The 17,460-nt window shown below is 67.6% G+C and carries 20 protein-coding genes; 11 read left to right on the top strand and 9 right to left on the bottom strand.

The annotated features are described in order from the left end of the window. Positions 1–8: 8 nt before the first annotated feature. The 7 genes from AAD528_RS13325 to AAD528_RS13295 are packed head-to-tail and all read right to left on the bottom strand — an operon-like array spanning position 9 to position 7,508. On the bottom strand, positions 9–1,295 hold the full coding sequence (locus tag AAD528_RS13325) for a MinD/ParA family ATP-binding protein (RefSeq protein ID WP_345752567.1): 1,287 nt from the start codon (positions 1,293–1,295) through the stop codon (positions 9–11). Continuing rightward, positions 1,285–2,895 carry a putative type IV secretion/conjugal transfer ATPase gene (locus AAD528_RS13320; RefSeq protein WP_345752566.1) on the bottom strand — a complete coding sequence of 537 codons (1,611 nt, stop codon included), beginning with the start codon at positions 2,893–2,895 and terminating at the stop codon, positions 1,285–1,287. The genes AAD528_RS13325 and AAD528_RS13320 overlap by 11 nt, the downstream gene beginning before the upstream one ends. Next, positions 2,895–4,385, bottom strand: coding sequence for an SCO6880 family protein (locus AAD528_RS13315; RefSeq protein WP_345752565.1), 1,491 nt, complete (start codon positions 4,383–4,385; stop codon positions 2,895–2,897). Before AAD528_RS13315 ends, AAD528_RS13320 begins: the two co-directional genes overlap by 1 nt. Further along, positions 4,385–5,821 carry a hypothetical protein gene (locus tag AAD528_RS13310; RefSeq protein ID WP_345752564.1) on the bottom strand — a complete coding sequence of 479 codons (1,437 nt, stop codon included), beginning with the start codon at positions 5,819–5,821 and terminating at the stop codon, positions 4,385–4,387. Before AAD528_RS13310 ends, AAD528_RS13315 begins: the two co-directional genes overlap by 1 nt. 17 nt (positions 5,822–5,838) lie before the next feature. Then, on the bottom strand, positions 5,839–6,138 hold the full coding sequence (locus tag AAD528_RS13305) for a hypothetical protein (RefSeq protein ID WP_345752563.1): 300 nt from the start codon (positions 6,136–6,138) through the stop codon (positions 5,839–5,841). Between the two features lie 19 nt (positions 6,139–6,157). Then, positions 6,158–6,769: a M23 family metallopeptidase gene (locus AAD528_RS13300; RefSeq protein ID WP_345752562.1), complete on the bottom strand. Its 612-nt coding sequence runs from the start codon at positions 6,767–6,769 to the stop codon at positions 6,158–6,160. 1 nt (position 6,770) lies between these two features. Then, a complete protein-coding gene (locus tag AAD528_RS13295) occupies positions 6,771–7,508 on the bottom strand; it encodes a hypothetical protein (protein ID WP_345752561.1) in 738 nt (245 codons plus the stop codon). Between the two features lie 137 nt (positions 7,509–7,645). On the opposite strand from AAD528_RS13295, the gene AAD528_RS13290 reads away from it, so the two are divergent. The 11 genes from AAD528_RS13290 (at position 7,646) to AAD528_RS13245 (ending at position 16,354) form a co-directional block, all read left to right on the top strand. Beyond that, entirely contained in the window at positions 7,646–7,963 is a 318-nt protein-coding gene (locus tag AAD528_RS13290) for a helix-turn-helix domain-containing protein (RefSeq protein ID WP_345752560.1), read from the top strand. A 220-nt stretch (positions 7,964–8,183) separates the two neighbouring features. Next, a complete protein-coding gene (locus AAD528_RS13285; protein ID WP_230668132.1) occupies positions 8,184–8,648 on the top strand; it encodes a hypothetical protein in 465 nt (154 codons plus the stop codon). A gap of 62 nt (positions 8,649–8,710) precedes the next feature. Beyond that, positions 8,711–9,175 carry a hypothetical protein gene (locus tag AAD528_RS13280; RefSeq protein ID WP_345752559.1) on the top strand — a complete coding sequence of 155 codons (465 nt, stop codon included), beginning with the start codon at positions 8,711–8,713 and terminating at the stop codon, positions 9,173–9,175. Next, positions 9,172–10,185: a hypothetical protein gene (locus tag AAD528_RS13275; protein ID WP_345752558.1), complete on the top strand. Its 1,014-nt coding sequence runs from the start codon at positions 9,172–9,174 to the stop codon at positions 10,183–10,185. The genes AAD528_RS13280 and AAD528_RS13275 overlap by 4 nt, the downstream gene beginning before the upstream one ends. Then, positions 10,164–10,763: a DUF8805 domain-containing protein gene (locus AAD528_RS15545; RefSeq protein ID WP_510995857.1), complete on the top strand. Its 600-nt coding sequence runs from the start codon at positions 10,164–10,166 to the stop codon at positions 10,761–10,763. The genes AAD528_RS13275 and AAD528_RS15545 overlap by 22 nt, the downstream gene beginning before the upstream one ends. After that, positions 10,693–11,337 (top strand): alpha/beta hydrolase family protein, encoded by a 645-nt coding sequence (locus AAD528_RS13270; RefSeq protein WP_510995856.1) that lies wholly within the window; start codon positions 10,693–10,695, stop codon positions 11,335–11,337. Before AAD528_RS15545 ends, AAD528_RS13270 begins: the two co-directional genes overlap by 71 nt. Positions 11,338–12,183: 846 nt before the next feature. After that, positions 12,184–13,215 carry an NAD(P)-binding domain-containing protein gene (locus AAD528_RS13265; RefSeq protein WP_345752556.1) on the top strand — a complete coding sequence of 344 codons (1,032 nt, stop codon included), beginning with the start codon at positions 12,184–12,186 and terminating at the stop codon, positions 13,213–13,215. Positions 13,216–13,245: 30 nt separating this feature from the next. After that, positions 13,246–14,151 (top strand): cation diffusion facilitator family transporter, encoded by a 906-nt coding sequence (locus tag AAD528_RS13260; RefSeq protein ID WP_342335580.1) that lies wholly within the window; start codon positions 13,246–13,248, stop codon positions 14,149–14,151. Positions 14,152–14,534: 383 nt separating this feature from the next. Continuing rightward, positions 14,535–15,065 carry a signal peptidase II gene (locus tag AAD528_RS13255; RefSeq protein WP_345752555.1) on the top strand — a complete coding sequence of 177 codons (531 nt, stop codon included), beginning with the start codon at positions 14,535–14,537 and terminating at the stop codon, positions 15,063–15,065. Positions 15,066–15,068: 3 nt separating this feature from the next. Continuing rightward, positions 15,069–15,404, top strand: a complete 336-nt coding sequence (locus AAD528_RS13250) for a DUF6804 family protein (protein ID WP_342335577.1) — start codon at positions 15,069–15,071, stop codon at positions 15,402–15,404. A gap of 5 nt (positions 15,405–15,409) precedes the next feature. After that, positions 15,410–16,354 (top strand): cytochrome c oxidase assembly protein, encoded by a 945-nt coding sequence (locus tag AAD528_RS13245; RefSeq protein WP_345752554.1) that lies wholly within the window; start codon positions 15,410–15,412, stop codon positions 16,352–16,354. Positions 16,355–16,576: 222 nt separating this feature from the next. Here the strand turns inward: AAD528_RS13245 and AAD528_RS13240 are convergent, their stop codons facing one another. Both AAD528_RS13240 and lspA read right to left on the bottom strand, forming a co-directional pair. Then, positions 16,577–16,882, bottom strand: a complete 306-nt coding sequence (locus AAD528_RS13240; protein WP_342335574.1) for a thioredoxin family protein — start codon at positions 16,880–16,882, stop codon at positions 16,577–16,579. After that, positions 16,879–17,460 (bottom strand): signal peptidase II, encoded by a 582-nt coding sequence (lspA, locus tag AAD528_RS13235; protein ID WP_345752553.1) that lies wholly within the window; start codon positions 17,458–17,460, stop codon positions 16,879–16,881. The genes AAD528_RS13240 and lspA overlap by 4 nt, the downstream gene beginning before the upstream one ends.

Here is a 17,460-nt window from a genome sequence, read left to right as displayed (position 1 = left end):
CGCGTTCCTTAGAAGCCGTTCGCGACGGCTGCCGCGACGCGCAGCCAGGCGTTCTGCGTCGCGCGCCGGAGGTTGTCGAACCGCAAGGGGCCGGACTTGAGGGCGGGGTCGAACGGGATCCGCGCGACTTCCCGCACCGTGCCGCGGAAGCCGTCCGCGATTCGTGCCGCAGTGGCGGACGCGGTGGGTTCAGCCTGTGTGACGAGCACGACGGCGTTATCCGCAAGGGAGCGAGACCGGTCATCGCGCTCGCGCAGTGCGTCGAGCAGCAGCGCAGCGGACTCCGCCGGCTCGGGAGCGGCGAGCGTCGGGATCACCAGCTGGTACGACGAGTCGACCATCCGCAGCCATCGCTCCGCCGACTCGTCGTTGCCGGAGTCGAAGAACACGAGCCGGTAGTAGCGGGCCGCGACCGACATCAGGGTGTCGAACTCGGCCTGCTCGATCCGCTGGTGCGTGGCGAGCAACTCGGGATTCGAGCGCAGGACGTCGTACCGATCGACGCGCTGGTGATGCACGAACCGAGCGATGCCGGAGATCTCGGCGGTCGGGGCGAGAAGGTCCGATGCGGCGGGCAGCAGGTCGCGCACCGTCGTGTCGTAGAGGCCCTGCTCGGTGCGCCAGCCCAGGGTGCCGCGCGTGTCGTTGTTGTCCCACGCCAGGACGTTGCCGCCGCCGTGACGCGCGAACACGGCGGCCAGCATCGCCGTCGTCATCGTCTTGCCGACACCGCCCTTGCCATTCACCACGGCGGCGGTGCGGCATCCCGCCCAGTGCTGCGACACGAGGCGCTCAGCTGCGAGGCGCTCAGCCTGGGCGCGGGACGGGCCGAGCCCCAACTTCGCCAGCAGCGCTCGCCCGCCCCGACCGAGCGCCGATGTGTCTGCGTCCTCGATGAAGGATCGCCGAGTCACGGGCGCCGAGGGGAGCGGCTCAGGGGCAAGGGCCTCAGCCACTCCGAGCGCCTCCTGCTCCTGAGCCAGGGTGCTCACCTCCTTTCCCTCTGAAGCCTCAGCGAATTGGGGGACCTCAGTGCGCCGCTCGGCCGACTTGGCCCGGTGGATCCCGCCGTCCGAGTCGACGAGGATGCGATGGTCGCCGTGATCGCCGGATGTCACGAGCTCGACGGCGGAGGCGGCGTGCCTCGCTTCGGTCGCGGCGCGCTGCACGATCACCTGGCGGATGTCCTCGCCGGACGTAGCGGCGAGCGGTTCGTCCACACCTGCGGGGGTCGTGAAGATCGCGGACGATCCCGTGACCGTCGCGTATACGCGAAGGGTGGTGTCAACGCTCATTGCTGGCCTCCTTCCAAGCTGGCGACAACCAGCCGTCGATGCCGATGTCGGAGAGGGGCGGCTCGGGCCAGACGTGGTCGAGCGCGTCGAGGTCGAGGGGCGTCAGGATCCCGTCGACGTCGTGTTCGAGCTGCACCGCCGAGTCGGTGGCGAACAGTTCGAACTCCCAGGGCGTCGAGGTCGCGAAGCAATCGACCGCGTACGCGTACTGGCCGACGTAGGCGAGGAACACGCCCATGCGCAGCCGGCGGGCGTCTTGCGCGTGCGTCGCGGGAATGTTGAGGCGCTCGCGGAGCGCGGCCGTCTCCTGGTGGTTCACGCGGAAGATGAACTTGTTCTCGATGTCTCCGACGATCGAGTACGCGAGATTGCGCTCCTTCGAGTCGGCGTCGCCGACTGCATCCAGGTCGCCCATCTTGTGCAGGATGATGACGTTGCTGATGCCGTAGTGGCGCGAGAGCTTCAGCCACTGCTGGAACATCTGGAGGGCGGCCAGCGACGTCATGTCGCGCCAGCCCTCCTCGCGGATCAGATAGCGGGTGCGCCTCGCGGAGCGGTCGGACACGACCGCCTGGATCCATGCCGTCGTGCACACCTGCGTGAGCTGCGCTACCAGCTCGCTGCGCGCGAAGAGTTCGCTCGTGTCGACCACGACGATCGGCGCATCGGCATCGAAGGCGACCGTCGACTCGTCCTCGAACAGTCCGGACAGGTCGCCCTCCACGAAGCGACGCAGCACGAAGCACGGCTGCACGGCACCGTCCGAGAGGCGGAAGTCGGTGCCGGAGTCCTCGACGATCGCGCCGAGCTGTTCATACACAGCGCGGAGGGTGGGACGGTCACCGGTCGAGCGGATGCTGCGCTCCAGCGCATCGTGGATCGCGGCGTGCTCGACCGCAGTGAGCCTCGTGGAACCGAGTGCCATCTCGATCAGGGAAACGAGTGTCGTGATGCGACGCTGGCGCACCATCTTTTCGTGCTGCTCGTCGTCGGCATCCGTCCGGCGCGGCCCACGGTCGAGCGGGTTGAGGCGCGCGCTGCTCCCACCGCCGATGCGGATGACGACCCCGCCGGGAACAGCCTCGGCGACGGCGACCCATTCGCCCTTCGGATCGGAGGGGACCACCGCCTGATGACCGAATGCGAGGGACCGCGTTACGAGTGTCTTGACGGTGGCGGACTTGCCGGCGCGGTATGCCCCGAGCACGAGCAGGTTGGTGGAGAACGTGCCGCGGTCGGTCGCGTCGGCGTAGGCCTCCCACGGCGAGAAGTGCCACAGCGCATCCGCGTTGAGGTCGACCCCGAGAATCGGTCCGCGGTGTCCGAGGCCGGCATCCGCGACGAACGGGTAGATCCCCGCGATCTGACGCGACGTCGCCTGATGAGCCGGGATGCGCGGGCGCGCGAGGTTCCAGTAGCCGCCCTGCGTGAGGCCCGGGCCGAAGGCACCCCGGACCGCGGGCTCCGGCAGCGCTCGTTCACGCCGACTGGCCTTAGGTGGTGCGCCGTCGCTTGCGGTGCGCGCGACCTCGCGACGCAGCTCGCGCCGCTCGCGCTTCGTGAGTCCACCCGGCTCGAAGACCGCGACGTGGCGGACCATCACTTCATCCCCAGGCCGAGCGGCAGGGCGTTGACCATCAGCGCCTCCGCCTGCTGGCAGTACAGGATCTGCGGCTCCATCCCGGCCCGGGCGAGCGCATTGCGCATGCCGGCGATCGCCTGGCTGAGCTGATCTTCATCGCGCGCGGTCACGGTGAGGTACGCGCCGTACCGGAACTCGCCGTGGCCGGCGACGATCTCCTCCTCCTGCCGTTCGAGCGCCTCCCAGTCCGCGGCGTCGGCGGCCGACCCGTCGACGCCCCGCTTCGCCCGAAGCTTCTCGTTGCCGCGCCAGACCTTCTTGTCTTCTTCGATGCGTCGCATCGCCTTCTTGACGGAGACCGGCGTGAGGACGATCGACAGGATGTGCGTGATCGCCTCGCCGGTCGACGGCATCCGCGCGAACACGATCGGCTCGACGAATCCGACCGCCGCATCCGACCGCGGCCACTCGTGGATCCACATCGTGGTGTGCACGCCCGAGTCGGAGTAGACGACGCCGTTCGCCGCCCGCGGCTCCTCCAGATACATCGGCCCGATCGCGACCGGGTCGAGGCCCCTGCTTCGCTCATCGCGGTTCTGGATGTTGGCCGCGAACTCGGGATCGAACCCGACGCGGGCGAGAGCCGCGACATCCCGTGCGGTCAGCCACCGTCGCACGTGGATGCGCGCCGCGGTCAACGCATCGGCCAGGTTCCGCGCTTCGAGGTGCGCAAGTGCCCTGACAGCATCCTGACCCCCGCCGAGCGCCTTCAGTTGCGGGCCGAGGGCGACGAGGTCGAGCGTGAACGTCAGGTAGTTGCGGTGCGACACGGCGAACGGCTCCGACCTGTTCATCACCTCGTCGTAATTGCGAGCGACCGGGGACGTGGCGTCCACTCCGTGGCGGCGGCTGACGGACTCGTAGTGGTCGCGAGCGGCTCGGATGGTCGTCGGAATCGTGCGCTCCTGCAGCACGGCCCGCTTGATCCCGGGCCGTTGCGTGAATGAAGCCAGCACCGGCGACCACTGCTGCGCCAGGTCGTACCGCTCCGGGATGTCCTTCATGAGGAACCCCTGCACCTCGACCTCGGCGGTCACCGAGACGGCGCCGTCCTGCGGGTTGTAGACGCAGGCGACCCCGTCCACGTCCCAGAGCTGAATCGAGGCGCGGATGCCGGGGAGATTCAGTGTTCCGGCAAGCTGCGCACGCTCCGGCCGGTAGACGTGCCGGGTCGCCCCCGCCGCGTGCCGCACCTGCTTCATGAGCCAGAGCCCCGCCTGTCGCGGAGCGGAGTCGCCGTGGACCGTGATGAACGCGAACACGCCGACCGGCAGATACACGGGCGCGGCGTAGAGCATGCCGGGAGGGCCGAAGCGATTGATGCCGACCAGTAGCGTCACCGCGGCGACCGTGAGGCACGTCAGCTGCCACGCATCCATCCCCATCACGACGCCCTGCCGGGAACGCCGCGGCAGCCGAACAGGGCGGTCGAGTTCCTGAGTCGTCATCACGCGGTCCTCTCGGTGTGAGTGCGTGGCGGGGCGCTCGTCGGCGCCGCCGTTTGGGGTGGCGAGGTCGGCGTTGCCCCGCTGGCGCCTGTCGCCTTCGGGGAGGTTGTGTCGCCGGTCTGGCCGGCAGGGGATCGCTGGGACGTCCCGGAAGATGGGCCGCCTCCCGCCGGCGGCGCGCCCCTCGCTGGGCCGTGGCGCCCCGTGCCCGCCCCGGCACCGGCGGGCATCGCGGCGATGCGGCTCGGCACCCGAGCCACCGATCGTGCGGCGTTCGACGCGGCGCGCCCTGCGCCCGACCCAATCCGGGAACCGACCGAGTCCGCCGCAACGGCGCCGATGAAGCTGAACAGGCCGAACACAGCGAACGGCGCGAATGCTACGAGCACGAGACCGATCAGAAGTGGCCACGACTGCGGATCCCAGATCGTCCGCACGTTTGCGAGCCCGTTGATGATGAGCGTGACGAAGCCGATCGTGAGCGGGCCCGTGAGCAGAAGCACGACGACGGCCGACACATAGCGCACCACCCACTGCGGCCCGACGGTGCGGGCCGGATATAGCATCCACGCGATCGGACCCACCGCGATCAGGGCCGCGAGCACGATGTTGCGGAACGCGAACACGAGCATGAGGAGCAGGACCCCGATCATCAGCAACCCGTGGATGACGAAGGCGAAGAAGTAGTTCGCCTGCCCGCCTGCCCACATCACCGACTGCAGCGTCGCGAACAACCCATAGGGGCCGTCGCGATTCATGACGTACCAGGTCAGGTCGTCGATGGCGTTCAGCACGTGACCGATCGCCCATAGCGTGATCGCGGTGGCTGGCACCGCGATGAAACTCCGGATAATGGCGCCGACGAGTTCGGCTCTGTCGCCAGAGATGACGGCGCCCGCAATCGCCCACACCATCGCTCCGAACAAGACGGCGAGCACGGCCCACTGCCAGAACGACCATTCGCCGGTAGACGCCGTCCACAGGACCGACGACGTGTCGAAGCGCATGTTCTGCGCGACCGTGAACATCATCGCCGTGGCGGACAGCGCCATCCCGCGCCCGGCGTTCTCGAACGTGACGCACACCACGTCGCCGATCGAGCATCCGTAGTCGACGAGCAAAGGCTTGCCACCGCTCGTCTTGATCGCCGACACGTGCCCCTCGTCGGTCGTGCATACGGTTGCCTTCGCGCCGTCGACGAACACGTTGATGAAGCACTGCTGAGGCTTGATGTCAGCGGTGCTCTGCGGCGTGCAGGAGATCTGCGCGTCGACGCGGTAGCAGTCGACGGGGAAGGCGGGAGACGACCACGGCTCGCCCGTCACCGGGGTCGCGTTGGCGGCCGTGGGTGCTGCGTCGACGGATGCCACGGCTGCGTTGGCTGGCGCGAGGGCGGCGAAGGCGAGGCCGACCCCCACCGCCGCCCCGATGAGCACAGCACGCAGCCGAGACATCAGAACCCGAAGTCGAAGTTGACGAACCACTGGAACAGGCCGCTTGCAGCGCCCAGCACGGCGGCGGCGATGAAGATCCAGAGGATGTTCTCGCCCGCCCACGTGCGCACGCGGTCGGAGGCGAGGCCGCGGAACGCGAGCGCCGCGCCCGCGATGATGAGCATGATGAGGACGACGATCATCGCTCCGGCAAGGATGTAGGACGCGACGACCTGGAAGCCCTGGAAGAAGGGCGCCGAGAAATCGGGCTCGATGTCCGGGACGTCGACGTCCGCCGGGGCGGAGAGTGTGACTCGCATGACTTGCTCCCTCGATTGTTCACTTGAGCTGAAGGCCGAGTGAGGCCATAAACGGTTGCGGATCGATGGCCGCGCCGTCTCGCTGCACCTCGAAGTGCAGATGACAGCCGAACGAGCGACCGGTGTTGCCTTCCGCCCCGATCGGGGCACCGGCGGCGACGGTCGCGCCGACGGCCGCGCGGAGGGAGCCCCACTGCATGTGGCCGTAGAGCGTCACGAGGCCGCCGCCGTGGTCGATGCGGACGGCATTCCCGTACCCCTGATACGAACCCGCGGTGATCACTTCACCGGCGCCGGCCGCGTACACCGTCGCGCCGCAGCCCCGGGCCATGTCGTACCCCTGGTGGTCGATCGAGCAGTAGCTGCATCCGTTCACCGGGTTGAAGCCGAAGCCCCGTCCTTTGAAGTAGTCGCCGGCGAGCGGGTACGCCCACTCGCTGTTGGCGACGAGCGCCGGCCGACGCTCTACCGCGGTGGCGACGGAATGACCTGCCAGCGCGAAGGGGATGGCGATGAGCGGCGTGGTCAGCAGCGCTGCGAAGAGCGCGAAGACGAGCAGTGCCCCTGTCACGATCTTGCACCCGGTCCTCGTGTTCGCGAGGGCTGCGGCAGCAGCGACCGGGGCGCCCATGTCAGGGCTCCAATGACCCCGAGAAGAAGCGGACGACCTTGCAGTCGCCGGGCTGCTGCGCGCTCCCCGGCGTCGGGATCGAGCCGGCGCCGCACAGCACCTGGACACTCACGCGCACGGCCTCCTCGTACGACGTCTCGCTTCCGGCGCCGTCGGCGCGTGTGAAGGTCAGCAGCACATCGGCCGTGCCGATGCGCATGTCACCGGATGCGTCCTCCGGAACGTCGTCGTAGGTGATCTCGCCCGGCACCTCGGCTGTCACCCGCCCTTCCTCGTTCGCGAGCGAGTTCCACTCGTCCTCGGGGAGCACGACGCCCTGGCGCAGTTCGAGCTGCGAGGCGCGCATGTCGTCTTCGCGGTCCTCCTCGGATGTGTAGCGGGTATCGGGCGTGAACCATGTGTCGAGGTAGGCCAGCCACTCCGGTCGGGTGCTCAGCCGGGTGTCGAATGTGGTCGCCGCCGCCAGTGCCGCGCGTACGTAGGTCTCAGGGTCGGTCGTGATCGGCTCGGGTACCCAGCCCTTCTCGGACGCGCTCTCATCGACGTAATCGCCGGTGGGGGGCGCCGTCGCGGGCGGGGCGGACGTCTCGCCGGGGTCGCCGCTTCGAGAGGGGTCGGCGGTCGGCGCCTGTGCTGTGACGGCCGACAGGATGATCGCTACGACGGCTGCGACGACGATGATGCCGCCGACGATGGCCCAGACCAGGCTTCGGCGCGCGGGAGTTCGGGGGTGGGACATCAGTTGCCTCCACCGCTTCCCTCGGGTCCTGCTGGCCTTGACATGAGCGAAGCATATAACACTACACTTTCGAAGGGGAAGCACTTTTCGCTTCCGTTCGATGGACGAGTGAATCTCGCCTGCGTCAGACTGGGGCGGTGCCCCGTTACACCCGCCCCGCGAACAGTGATTACGCGGAGGATCCGATCAAGGCTCTCGGGAACATGATGCAGGCGACCATCATTGGTCATCTGCGGAAGAACCCTGGCCAGACCAGGGGCGAGATCGCCGACGCGCTCGAGATTCCAGCACTGACCGTTTACAACGGGCTCGAGAGGCTGCTCGACGCGGGCTTGATCATCGCGGATCCGCCGCGTCACGTGGCGACGCGCGGACAGCGCGTGCGGTACATCGTGGATGACGCCCAGGTCACCGAGATGGTGATGCGACTGGAGCAGGTGCTGGGCGAGTTCTAGCCGGTTCGCGTGATCTTGGCCGCGTTGGTCTGGCGTGCGGTCGTCTGGCATGTCGACCCCTCTCGGCGATGTCGTCCATCCATCGCTCGCGTTGAGCATGCTCAAACGTGGGCGCGACTCAGCCTTGCACTCGAGCCGGGTCCGCGCAACGGTTGAGTTGAGCATGCCCAACACGTAGCGTGAGCATTCACGTGGCGGACGTTGGGCGTGCTCAACGGTTGTGACCGAGCCTTACCCGAAGGCGGAGGATGGTCAGGGGAACATGACAGAGGATGAAAGCAAAGCAGCGGCGGAGGACCTGGCGAGGCGGTTGCGACTGCTGCTCGACGTCGCCATTGCGGAGACGGGATCGGAGCCGACCTACTCCCAGATCGCCGCGTTCGCGCGCGATCGGGGCGTCAACCTGTCCCGCTCTCGGTGGACGTACATGGTCAATGGGCACCGGTACGTGCAAGACCGCCCGCTCTTCGAAGTGCTTGCTGAGTTCTTCGACGTCGACGCTTCGTTCATTGCCGAGGGGGGCGACGCGCCGATGCCGGCAAAGGTCAGGGCGCAGCTCGATCTGGTCCGATCGATGCGGGCAGCGAAGGTGAAGTCGTATGCGGCGCGAACTCTCGGCGACATCTCCCCGGAGGCGCTTGAGGCGATCAGCCGATTCCTCGACAAGGAAGTGGCGAACAGATAGCGGCTGGCCCGCCGCATGCGTGCGCCGCGACGGGTCGGATGGGTACGGAGGGAAATGGAACCGTGAACATCGAAGCGACCGTGTCGACGGCCATGGCGGAACTCGCGCTCGGCGAGGTCTTCTCCTTCGACGATCTCGTTGGAGCGTTGCAGCGACGCAGACAGCGCCCGATTCGGATCGTCGAACTCACGAAGCTGAGCGACCAGGACGGCATCTGCGCGTTGTGGTTGATGACGGACACGGAGGATCTCGTCCTTCACGCGCGAAGTGAGTCGGCGTTGCATCGGCAGCAGTTCGTGCTCCACGAGCTCGCACACATCATGCTCGAGCACGACCAGCGCGACGAGGCGACCACGCCCGATTTGCTGCTGCCCGACATTCCTGAATCCGCTCGCCAGCGTCTGCTCCGCCGCCAGGACCTCGTGACGGACGACGAGATCGTGGCGGAGTCGCTCGCGGATCATCTCGCTGGTGCGATCCGTGGTTCGGCTCTCCACCACTCTCGCTATCTGGAGATCTTCGGGTGATCCCGATCGCGGCCTCCGCCCTGATGTGGCTGCTCGTTGCGAGCCTGCTCATCCTGCGGCGGGGCCGAGCGGATCGCAGCATCATGTACTCCGCGGTGACGATCGCGGTCGCAATGACGTTCAACGTCGACACCACCTACCGGTGGGCCGACGCGGTGCTCGGTGGCACGAACATCGTCACGCTGCTTGCCGACCTCACATTGATGGTGGGCGTCTTCTTCCTTGGGCGCGGAGTGGCGAAGGCGATGCAGTACCAGTCGCGAGTCGCCCGGATTGCACTCGGCCTTCCAGTGCTGGCGGGCGCAGTCGTCGGCGCCGTCACAGCCTTCGCGTTCATCGACCGGGGTGAGACAACGACGACGTTCATGCTGGACCTCGGGGCGCAGCCGGCCGCCGCGACGTACTCGATCATCCAGTTCACCTACGACGGCGTCGTGCTGACCGCCATGGCGGCTGCCGCCTCTCGTCAGATCGGGCGAAGTCGCGGCGCGGAGCGCCTGCCAGCGGTCTCCGTGCTGGTGGGGAGCCTCACCGGCGTCACTCTCTCCCTTGTGGTCATCGCCATGGATCTCGCGCACATCTTCGGGAACCTGACGCTCATGGACGGGCTCAGCGCCGCCTACGATCCGCTCTTCCTGGCGACGTTCCTGTTCCTCTGCCTCGGGCTCGGTGCTCAGCCCGCATTGCGCTGGGCGCGTGCCCGATCCCGTGGCGAGAAGACGAGTGCGCTCCTCGCACAGGTGACGCCTATCTGGGAGAGAGCGATCGATGTGCGACCGGGGTTGAGTCAGCTTGAGCCGGCGTTTCATCGCGAAGACGCCGAGACTCAGCTGCACCGCCAGATCGTCGAAGTTCGAGATGCCGTCATCGACCCGCGCGTCGCCTTCGCGTTGAGCGATGCTGAGCGGCTGGCAGTCGAGAGTGCCGAAGCACACCTGATGGCGGGCGAGGTCCGGGCCTCCCTCAAGGCGGAAGCACCTCATGTCGGATGTCCGAAGGAGCCGCGTTGAGAGCGCTCGCGATAGTCGCCGGGGCCATGGGTGCCGCAGTCATGGCTGCAGCCGGTGGCATTGGCTTCGTGATCGCCCGGCGGCTGACGGCACCGCCCGGCGCGCGCGTGTACGACCTCGTCGTGCGCGACGTGATTCGGTACGGGCAACACGATGCGGCGGTGCTCGACCGCACCCCGCGGACTCAGGCGCCGGGCTTCTACAACCTCTGGCTCGAGGATGGGGGATGGGTGCGGCTCGGTGCCGTCGTTGACGAACAGGCTTCGACTGTGACCCGCGTTGTGCTCGGGGTCACGCCCGGCGCCGACTTGCGGGGCGGAGCGCGCGCGTCGTGGAGCGGCATCTACTACCGCGACCCTGTCGACGCGGGGCTCGCTCCATGCCTTGGATGTCGCCGTGGACACACCCGCGGGCCCGGCCCCCGCATGGCTCATCCACCCGTCCCGCGGCCCGAGCGATCAGTGGGCGATCCACATCCACGGGCTGGGAAGCCCTCGTGCCGGCACGTTGCGCGGCGTCCTGGTCGCCGCGGATGCTGGGCTGACTTCGCTGGTCGTGTCGTACCGAAACGACGGTGAAGGGCCCCGCGTGGGCTCTGGTCGGTCAACACTCGGCGCGACGGAGACCGACGACGTTCGGGCTGCCGTCAGATATGCGCTTGCTCAAGGGGCGCGCCGAGTGGTGCTGTTCGGATGGTCTATGGGCGCCGCGATCGCCCTGCAACTCGCCGCGGACGCGGAGTTCGACGGAGCCATCGACAGGCTCGTCCTCGAGTCGCCCGTCCTCGACTGGGTGACGACGATCGGCGCGAACTGCCGGCGTGCCGGTCTGCCATCGTGCGTCGGCCTGTTCGCACTCCCTTGGCTGCAGCGTGGCGTGCTTGCGCGGGTCCTCGGCCTCCGGTCGGAGATTCCGCTCGCGGCGTTTGATTGGCTCAAGCCCGCGGCCGAAATGCACGTGCCGGCGTTGATCCTCCACGGCGTCGAAGACACGTCGGCGCCTGTGACGGTCTCGCGTCTACTGGCGCAGCGACTTCCCGACATTGTTCGGGTGGAGACGTTCGATTCGGATCACACCCTGACCTGGAACGCAGATCCTGCGTTGTGGCGGGCCAGCGCTTTCGCCTGGGTATCCTCGTACGCGAACGGCTGAGACTTTGCGAGGCTCGTCCTCGGGTTCGGCTTCTTAGGTCGTGGTGAATCGCCGCTTCTAGGTCGCCCCACCGCTCGACCACGCCGATCGGGTCCGCGGTGTTCATGGGCGTGTCCTTTCATCCTCCCTGGCTGGACGTCGAGCAGGCCATCCGCTGCAGAACACTTGCCGCTTCTACAAGCCCGGGACCTAAGATGGTTCTGATGGGCTCGCTTCGCTCCAACCACATGGACGTGGGGCGGAACGGCTGGGATGCGATAACGAGGATCATTAGGAACGCAATCCTCGTGCTGCTCATGTTGGTCGGCGCGTGGACGGCGTTCCATGCGGGGCCGGAGGTTCTCGCACCTACCTCATCCGCGACGGCAACCGGCCAGGCTCCAGATGCTGACGCCTTGCTGGCGAGCAACCCGGCGTCAGCTGTGTCGATGGTCCTCGCGGGCGATGGTGGCGGGCCCGCACTCGGACTCGCCGCTTGTCTGCTCGGAGCGCTGTGCGGGCTTGCCTTGGTGGTGTCGTTCCTGAGACTGCGACGCGAGCATGCACCGTCGATGCTGTCGGTCAGTCCCGTCCATCCAAGCCGGTCGTTCTGCGAGCCCGGACGTCGGCCCGTAGCGGTTACTTTGACCCAACTCTCGATCTCCCGAACCTGATCCGCCAGTTGCCGCCCTTGGGTGGCGATGTAGCGCCGGTGGCCTGACCGCGCTGTCCTGTGTCGTGGATCTTGTTTGGAGTTGTTGTCTTGAAAGCCTGGAATAAGGCCGCTTTGGTCCTGGCCGCCGCGCTGGTCATGTGCCTCGCGGTCGCGTTGGTTTGGTCGTTCGTCACCGTGATCTTCCTGATCGTATGAATGCTCGCGCTGAGAAGCTAGGACTGTCACATCGACGCGCGATCATCGTCGGAGCGGGGCAGGCGGGACTGGCTGTGTCGGCCGAGCTCGTGCTCCGTGGGCTGGTTCCGCAACGCGACTTCGTCGTGATCGACCGGGCGCCGCGGATCCGCAGCTGGGCGTCGCGATGGCACTCGCTGCGGCTGCTGAGCGAGGCCCGGCACAGCGCACTCCCGCCGTTCCCCTTCCCCGGTGACCCTCGCCGGCACCCACGTGTGGATGAGATGGCGTCGTACCTCGCCGCGTTCGAGAAGCACATCGGCCTCATCCCGCGCTGGGGGGTGCAGGCGATCGACGTGACGCGGGTCGGCAACAGTACGACGCTCGAACTGCGCACGGACGCGGGCGACGTGCAGACCCGGAACGTCGTTTGTGCCACCGGCGCGCATGCCCGTCCCCACGTCCCCGCGTGGTCCTCCGACCTCACGGTGCCAGGCACGGTGTTGCACAGCAGCCAGTACCAGTACCCACGGCAGATCCCCGTCGGGGACGTCCTCATCGTCGGCGGCGGGAACGCGGGGGTCCAGCTTGCCCGAGAACTCCTTGCGAACCACCGCGTCACGCTGGCCACCCGCACCCCTCGACGTCGACGACCCGCGGCCGCGTATCCCGCCATGTCTGGCGACCGGCAGCGGCGCTTCACTGGAGAACGGGTGCCCGAGCCGCTGTTCACCGATAGTTACGCGGCACTGCGCGAGGCCGGAGTCGACATCGCACCCGCGGCGGTCGGAGCGATCGGCGCAGAGGTCGTGCTCTCGGATGGACGGCAACTCTGTCCGACATCCGTGGTCTTCGCCACCGGCTATCGGCCCGGCGACGACTGGCTGCCGGACGACGTGCGCCCTCACCCGCGCAAGCGGGGCCGCACATCAATGCCTGGGCTGTTCACTGCCGGACTGCCCCGGTACGGGTGTCCCGGCGGTGACACGATCCAAGGCGTGCTGCGGGACGCGGCCCGCGTCGCCCGCCACATCATCCAGCGGCCATGAATGGCTGGGAACGGTAAGGAGGCACCAACCATGGGAACCGGACATGACCACGCCGGCGATGCGGGGCGGACACCGCGCAGCCGGCTTCTGATCGCGTTCTCGATCACGCTCTCGTTCTTTCTGATCGAGGTGGTCGGATCGATCATCACCGGCAGCTTGGCGCTGCTGGTGGATGCGACCCACATGCTCACGGACGTGATCGGGCTCGCCATGGCTGTCACAGCCGCGCAGCTCATGAACCGCCCGCCGACCGAGACGCACACGTGGGGATTGCGCCGCGCGGAGGTCCTCGGTGCGCTGGCGCAGGCGGCCCTGCTTCTCGCCGTGGGCCTGTTCGCGCTCGTCGAGGGCATCCGGCGCCTGTTCGAACCTCCGGAGATCGCATCCGGAAGCCTGCTGTTCTTCGGCATTGTCGGGCTGATCGCCAACATCGTCTCGCTTCTCGTCTTGATGGGGGGGCGCAAGCAGAACCTCAACCTGCGCGCTGCGTTCCTCGAAGTGATGAACGACGCCCTCGGCTCGGTCGGTGTGATTCTGAGCGCCGTTGCCATCTGGGCATTCGGGTGGTACCAGGCCGACGCGATCGCGGGCATCGTGATCGCTTCGTTGATCGTCCCGCGCACGATCATCCTGCTGCGCGCTTCCGGGCGGGTGCTGCTCGAGTCGACGCCTCCTGGGCTCGATCTGGGCAGCGTCCGACGTCACATTCTCGAGATGCCCGGTGTCGTGGCGGTTCACGATCTGCATGCATCGCTCGTGTCATCCGACCTGCCGATCCTGACTGCGCACGTGGTCGTCCGGGACAGTGCCGACACCGCGGCTCTCCTCAGCGCATTGCAGGAGTGCGTAGCCGAGCACTTCGACGTGTCCGTCGAGCACTCGACTTTCCAGCTGGAGCCCGAATCACACTCCGGAGAGGACACCGCCCATGCGTGAACATCCACAGCCACGGCGAACCGCTATCGGCGTCATCATTGGTCTGGGCCTGGCCATAACCGCCCCTCTCGGCGCAGGAGCCAACGCCCTCGAAGGAACCTTCTCCCATGACGAATACACGAGCACTGTCGCCGGGATGCTGAACTCGCCCGACTCGACAGGCGCACCGACTGTCGAGCCGGACGACGCGCCTACTCCGCACCCGGGCGAGACGTCCAGTGGGTACGAGACGAAGCCAGCTCAGCAAGGCGCGGACGGATTGATGGCGTTTGTGGGCATCATGTTCCCGATCGTGCTCGTGGGGCCGCTCGTCGGAATCGTGCTCATGATGCGACAGGAACGACGGCGCAGAGAGCGCGGAAGTCGCGCCGTTCGGAGTTCCAATGAGAACTGACCGCGCGGTAGGGTTCGCCTTCGGGTGCGCGGTCGCCGCCGCGGTGCTCACGATCGATCAGGTGACCAAGGCGATCGCCGTGTCCTCGCTGGGCGGACGCGACCGGATCCCGCTGCTGGGCGACCTGCTCGGCTTGCAGCTGGCGTTCAACCCGGGGATCGCACTGTCGTTCGGTGCGGATCAGACCTGGCTGATCACGATCCTGACGTCGGTTCTGACTGCAGGCGTGTGCGTTGCTCTGGTCCGTTCGGCGACCACGCCGAGTTCGATCGCCCTGGGGTTCATCCTCGGAGGCGCCTTCGGGAACCTGGTCGACCGGCTCTTCGCTCCGCCCGCGTTCGGTCAGGGTCATGTGATTGATTTCCTCGCGTACGGAGAGCTGTTCATCGGCAATCTCGCGGACGTCGCCCTCGCGATCGGGGCGATCATCCTCGCCATCGACCTCCTGTGCACGCGGGCATTCCTCACCACCGCCCCCTCGGACGCCGCGGCCACAGTCGGCGCCGCGAAGAACGGATAACTCATGAGCAAGACCAAGCGGACCCCGTCCACCTACCAGCGCAACGCGCTCGCGCCGAGCCTCCTCGCCGCGCCGGTGCTGTTCCTCGCGCCGCTCCTGCTGGCAGGCGAGTGGGCGATGCTCGTCCTGTACGTCGTGTCGATCTTCGCGATCATCATCGGATGGTTTGCGGTTCAGGCGCGCCAGTGGTGGTGGATCCCGGTGTTCGCCGCGATCTGTGTGCTGTGGAACCCGGCGTGGCCGATGCCGTTCGAGGGGCCGGTGTGGATGGCGGCGCAGCCCGTCGCGGCCGTGGTCTTCCTCGTCGCTGGAGCGCTCATCAAGATCGAGCGCCCCTGAGCGCCGTGGACGACGTGTCGCTGCCACCCCCAGGCCTGCTGGAGTACTTCGCGCCCGGCCCGTATCCGCCATCGCCGCTCGCTGCACTGGGTCTGCTGCTCGCGGTCGCCTACCTGGCCGGGGCAATCCGCCTGTGGTGGCTGCGACGCCGGTGGTCGGTAGCGCGCACCATCTGCTTCCTTACCGGCTGCCTCGCCTTGGTCTTGACGATGGGGCTGGGCGTGGAGAGCTACGGTTACGTGCAATTCTCCGTGTTCATGTTCCAGCAGCTCACCCTGATGATGGCAATCCCGCCGCTGCTCGTGCTCGGCTCGCCCGGCACACTACTGCTGCGCGCCACGCCGCATCGCGGCCTCGGGCGTAGGGTGCTGCGTGTCGCGCACGGGGCGCTGCGCAGCCGCGCTGCCCGCTGGGTGCTGAGCCCAGCCCTCGCGGTGCCGTTGTACCTGCTGGCGTACTACGGGCTCTACCTCGGCAACCTCGCCGACCCGCTGCTTCGGCTGCCATGGGGCCATCAGGCGCTTGAGATCGGGTTCTTCGTCGTTGGAATGCTGTTCACGATCCCGGTCCTCGCCGAGGACCCGCTGCCGGTGCGGATGAGCTACGGCGCCCGCGCCATCGACCTGTTCGTCGAGGCCGCCCTCCACGCGTTCTTCGGTGTGTTCATCATGATGAGCACCACGCTGATGATCAGCACTTTCGCTGAGAGCACGCTCGCACTGGGTCTCGATCCCCTTGAGGACCAGCAGGTCGCCGGCGCGCTGGCCTGGTCATACGGCGAGGCGCCCACGCTGATCATGGTGCTGTACGTCATGCACCGCTGGTTCCGCGAGGACTCAGCCCGCGCGCGTGCTCATGACCGCTACGCAGACGTGCACGGCGATGACGACCTCAACCGCTACAACGACTACCTGGCACGTCTCGAACATCGATCCAGGACTGGCCAGTGACCGGTGTACACGCGAGCGCGGATCCAGCTGTCGCTACTCGAGGCGCTGGGTTATCGGCTCAGCTCGCCCGCGATCTCGAGCTGACGCAGACGAACGTCTCAAACCGCTTGCCCCAATCGACAGCGGCAGTCGCCGATCGAGGGTGGAGAGATTGGTCGCAGAAGGGGGACAGCGATCATCGCTTGCGCCCAGCCGACTGCATGACTGCGGGGCACGAGGGGGTCATCCAAACGCATCCAGGATGACGGCGCGAAGTTGATCCGCCGTCGGCGTCCCGGCCAGTCCCACAGGAGTCCGGAACACGCGGCAGGCAAGCCCGACGGGTGGGTTCGCGTCAGCGAACGGATCAACGCCGTCGATCAGCAGTGTTGGCGAGCCGTGAAACTGGATCTTAACCGCCTCCTCCTCCGTGCGAACAGCTTGACGCGTGACCGTCACGTCCTGTCGCCCTTCGATGATCTCGAGGACGCTCCGCTCGAGCGCGACCCAATTGGGACACTCGTCGAAGTACTGCAGCGTGATCTTCATCGAACCCTCGCCTCCGCGCGACCGCGACGCGCAATGGACTGCGCTCTAGGCAGACGTTGCTTATCCCCTCGGAGCAGGTTCAGGCAGACCAGGCCGACGCCGACGACGACGAGGACGTCGGCGATGTTCCCGACGAAGAGGTTCCCGTAGGCGAGGAAGTCCGTGACGTGTCCCTGACCGATCGCGGGCGGGTTACGGAGCCGGTCGACAAGGTTGCCGACCGCGCCGCCGAGGACCACGCCCAGGGCGAGACCCCACCGCAGGCCCCGAAGCCGCACGGCGAACACGACCACCGCCACCGAAGCGAGGACGCCGGCGGTCGTAAAGATCCACGTCGACCCCGCGCCGAGCGAGAACGCGGCCCCGGGGTTGTGGACCAGGGACAGGCCGTACAAGTCACCGAGCAGCGGGACCCGTTCGCCCGGCGTCAGCCGCGCGGCCGCGAGGGCCTTCGTCCCCTGGTCCAGAGCGACGCCGAGCGCGCCGACGGCGAGAGCCGCGCCGACCGCCCGCCGGGTGGGAGGTGGGGCCTTCTCGTCCGCGACGCCGGCGTCAGCCGTCTCGACGGCACCCGGCAC

This window comes from Microbacterium rhizophilum, assembly GCF_039605615.1.
Classification (GTDB): domain Bacteria; phylum Actinomycetota; class Actinomycetes; order Actinomycetales; family Microbacteriaceae; genus Microbacterium; species Microbacterium rhizophilus.
The sequence above is the reverse complement of the archived record's forward strand: the minus strand, read 5'-3'. Positions and strand labels throughout refer to the sequence as shown.

Bases quoted from the DNA above. Each gene is read 5' to 3' on its own strand.
- AAD528_RS13315 (WP_345752565.1), bottom strand. From the start codon at position 4,385: ATGACGACTCAGGAACTCGACCGCCCTGTTCGGCTGCCGCGGCGTTCC.
- AAD528_RS13265 (WP_345752556.1), top strand. From the start codon at position 12,184: ATGAATGCTCGCGCTGAGAAGCTAGGACTGTCACATCGACGCGCGATC.
- AAD528_RS13320 (WP_345752566.1), bottom strand. From the start codon at position 2,895: ATGGTCCGCCACGTCGCGGTCTTCGAGCCGGGTGGACTCACGAAGCGC.
- AAD528_RS13240 (WP_342335574.1), bottom strand. From the start codon at position 16,882: ATGAAGATCACGCTGCAGTACTTCGACGAGTGTCCCAATTGGGTCGCG.
- AAD528_RS13305 (WP_345752563.1), bottom strand. From the start codon at position 6,138: ATGCGAGTCACACTCTCCGCCCCGGCGGACGTCGACGTCCCGGACATC.
- AAD528_RS13325 (WP_345752567.1), bottom strand. From the start codon at position 1,295: ATGAGCGTTGACACCACCCTTCGCGTATACGCGACGGTCACGGGATCG.
- AAD528_RS13295 (WP_345752561.1), bottom strand. From the start codon at position 7,508: ATGTCCCACCCCCGAACTCCCGCGCGCCGAAGCCTGGTCTGGGCCATC.
- AAD528_RS15545 (WP_510995857.1), top strand. From the start codon at position 10,164: ATGTCCGAAGGAGCCGCGTTGAGAGCGCTCGCGATAGTCGCCGGGGCC.
- AAD528_RS13300 (WP_345752562.1), bottom strand. From the start codon at position 6,769: ATGGGCGCCCCGGTCGCTGCTGCCGCAGCCCTCGCGAACACGAGGACC.
- AAD528_RS13250 (WP_342335577.1), top strand. From the start codon at position 15,069: ATGAGCAAGACCAAGCGGACCCCGTCCACCTACCAGCGCAACGCGCTC.
- AAD528_RS13260 (WP_342335580.1), top strand. From the start codon at position 13,246: ATGGGAACCGGACATGACCACGCCGGCGATGCGGGGCGGACACCGCGC.
- AAD528_RS13255 (WP_345752555.1), top strand. From the start codon at position 14,535: ATGAGAACTGACCGCGCGGTAGGGTTCGCCTTCGGGTGCGCGGTCGCC.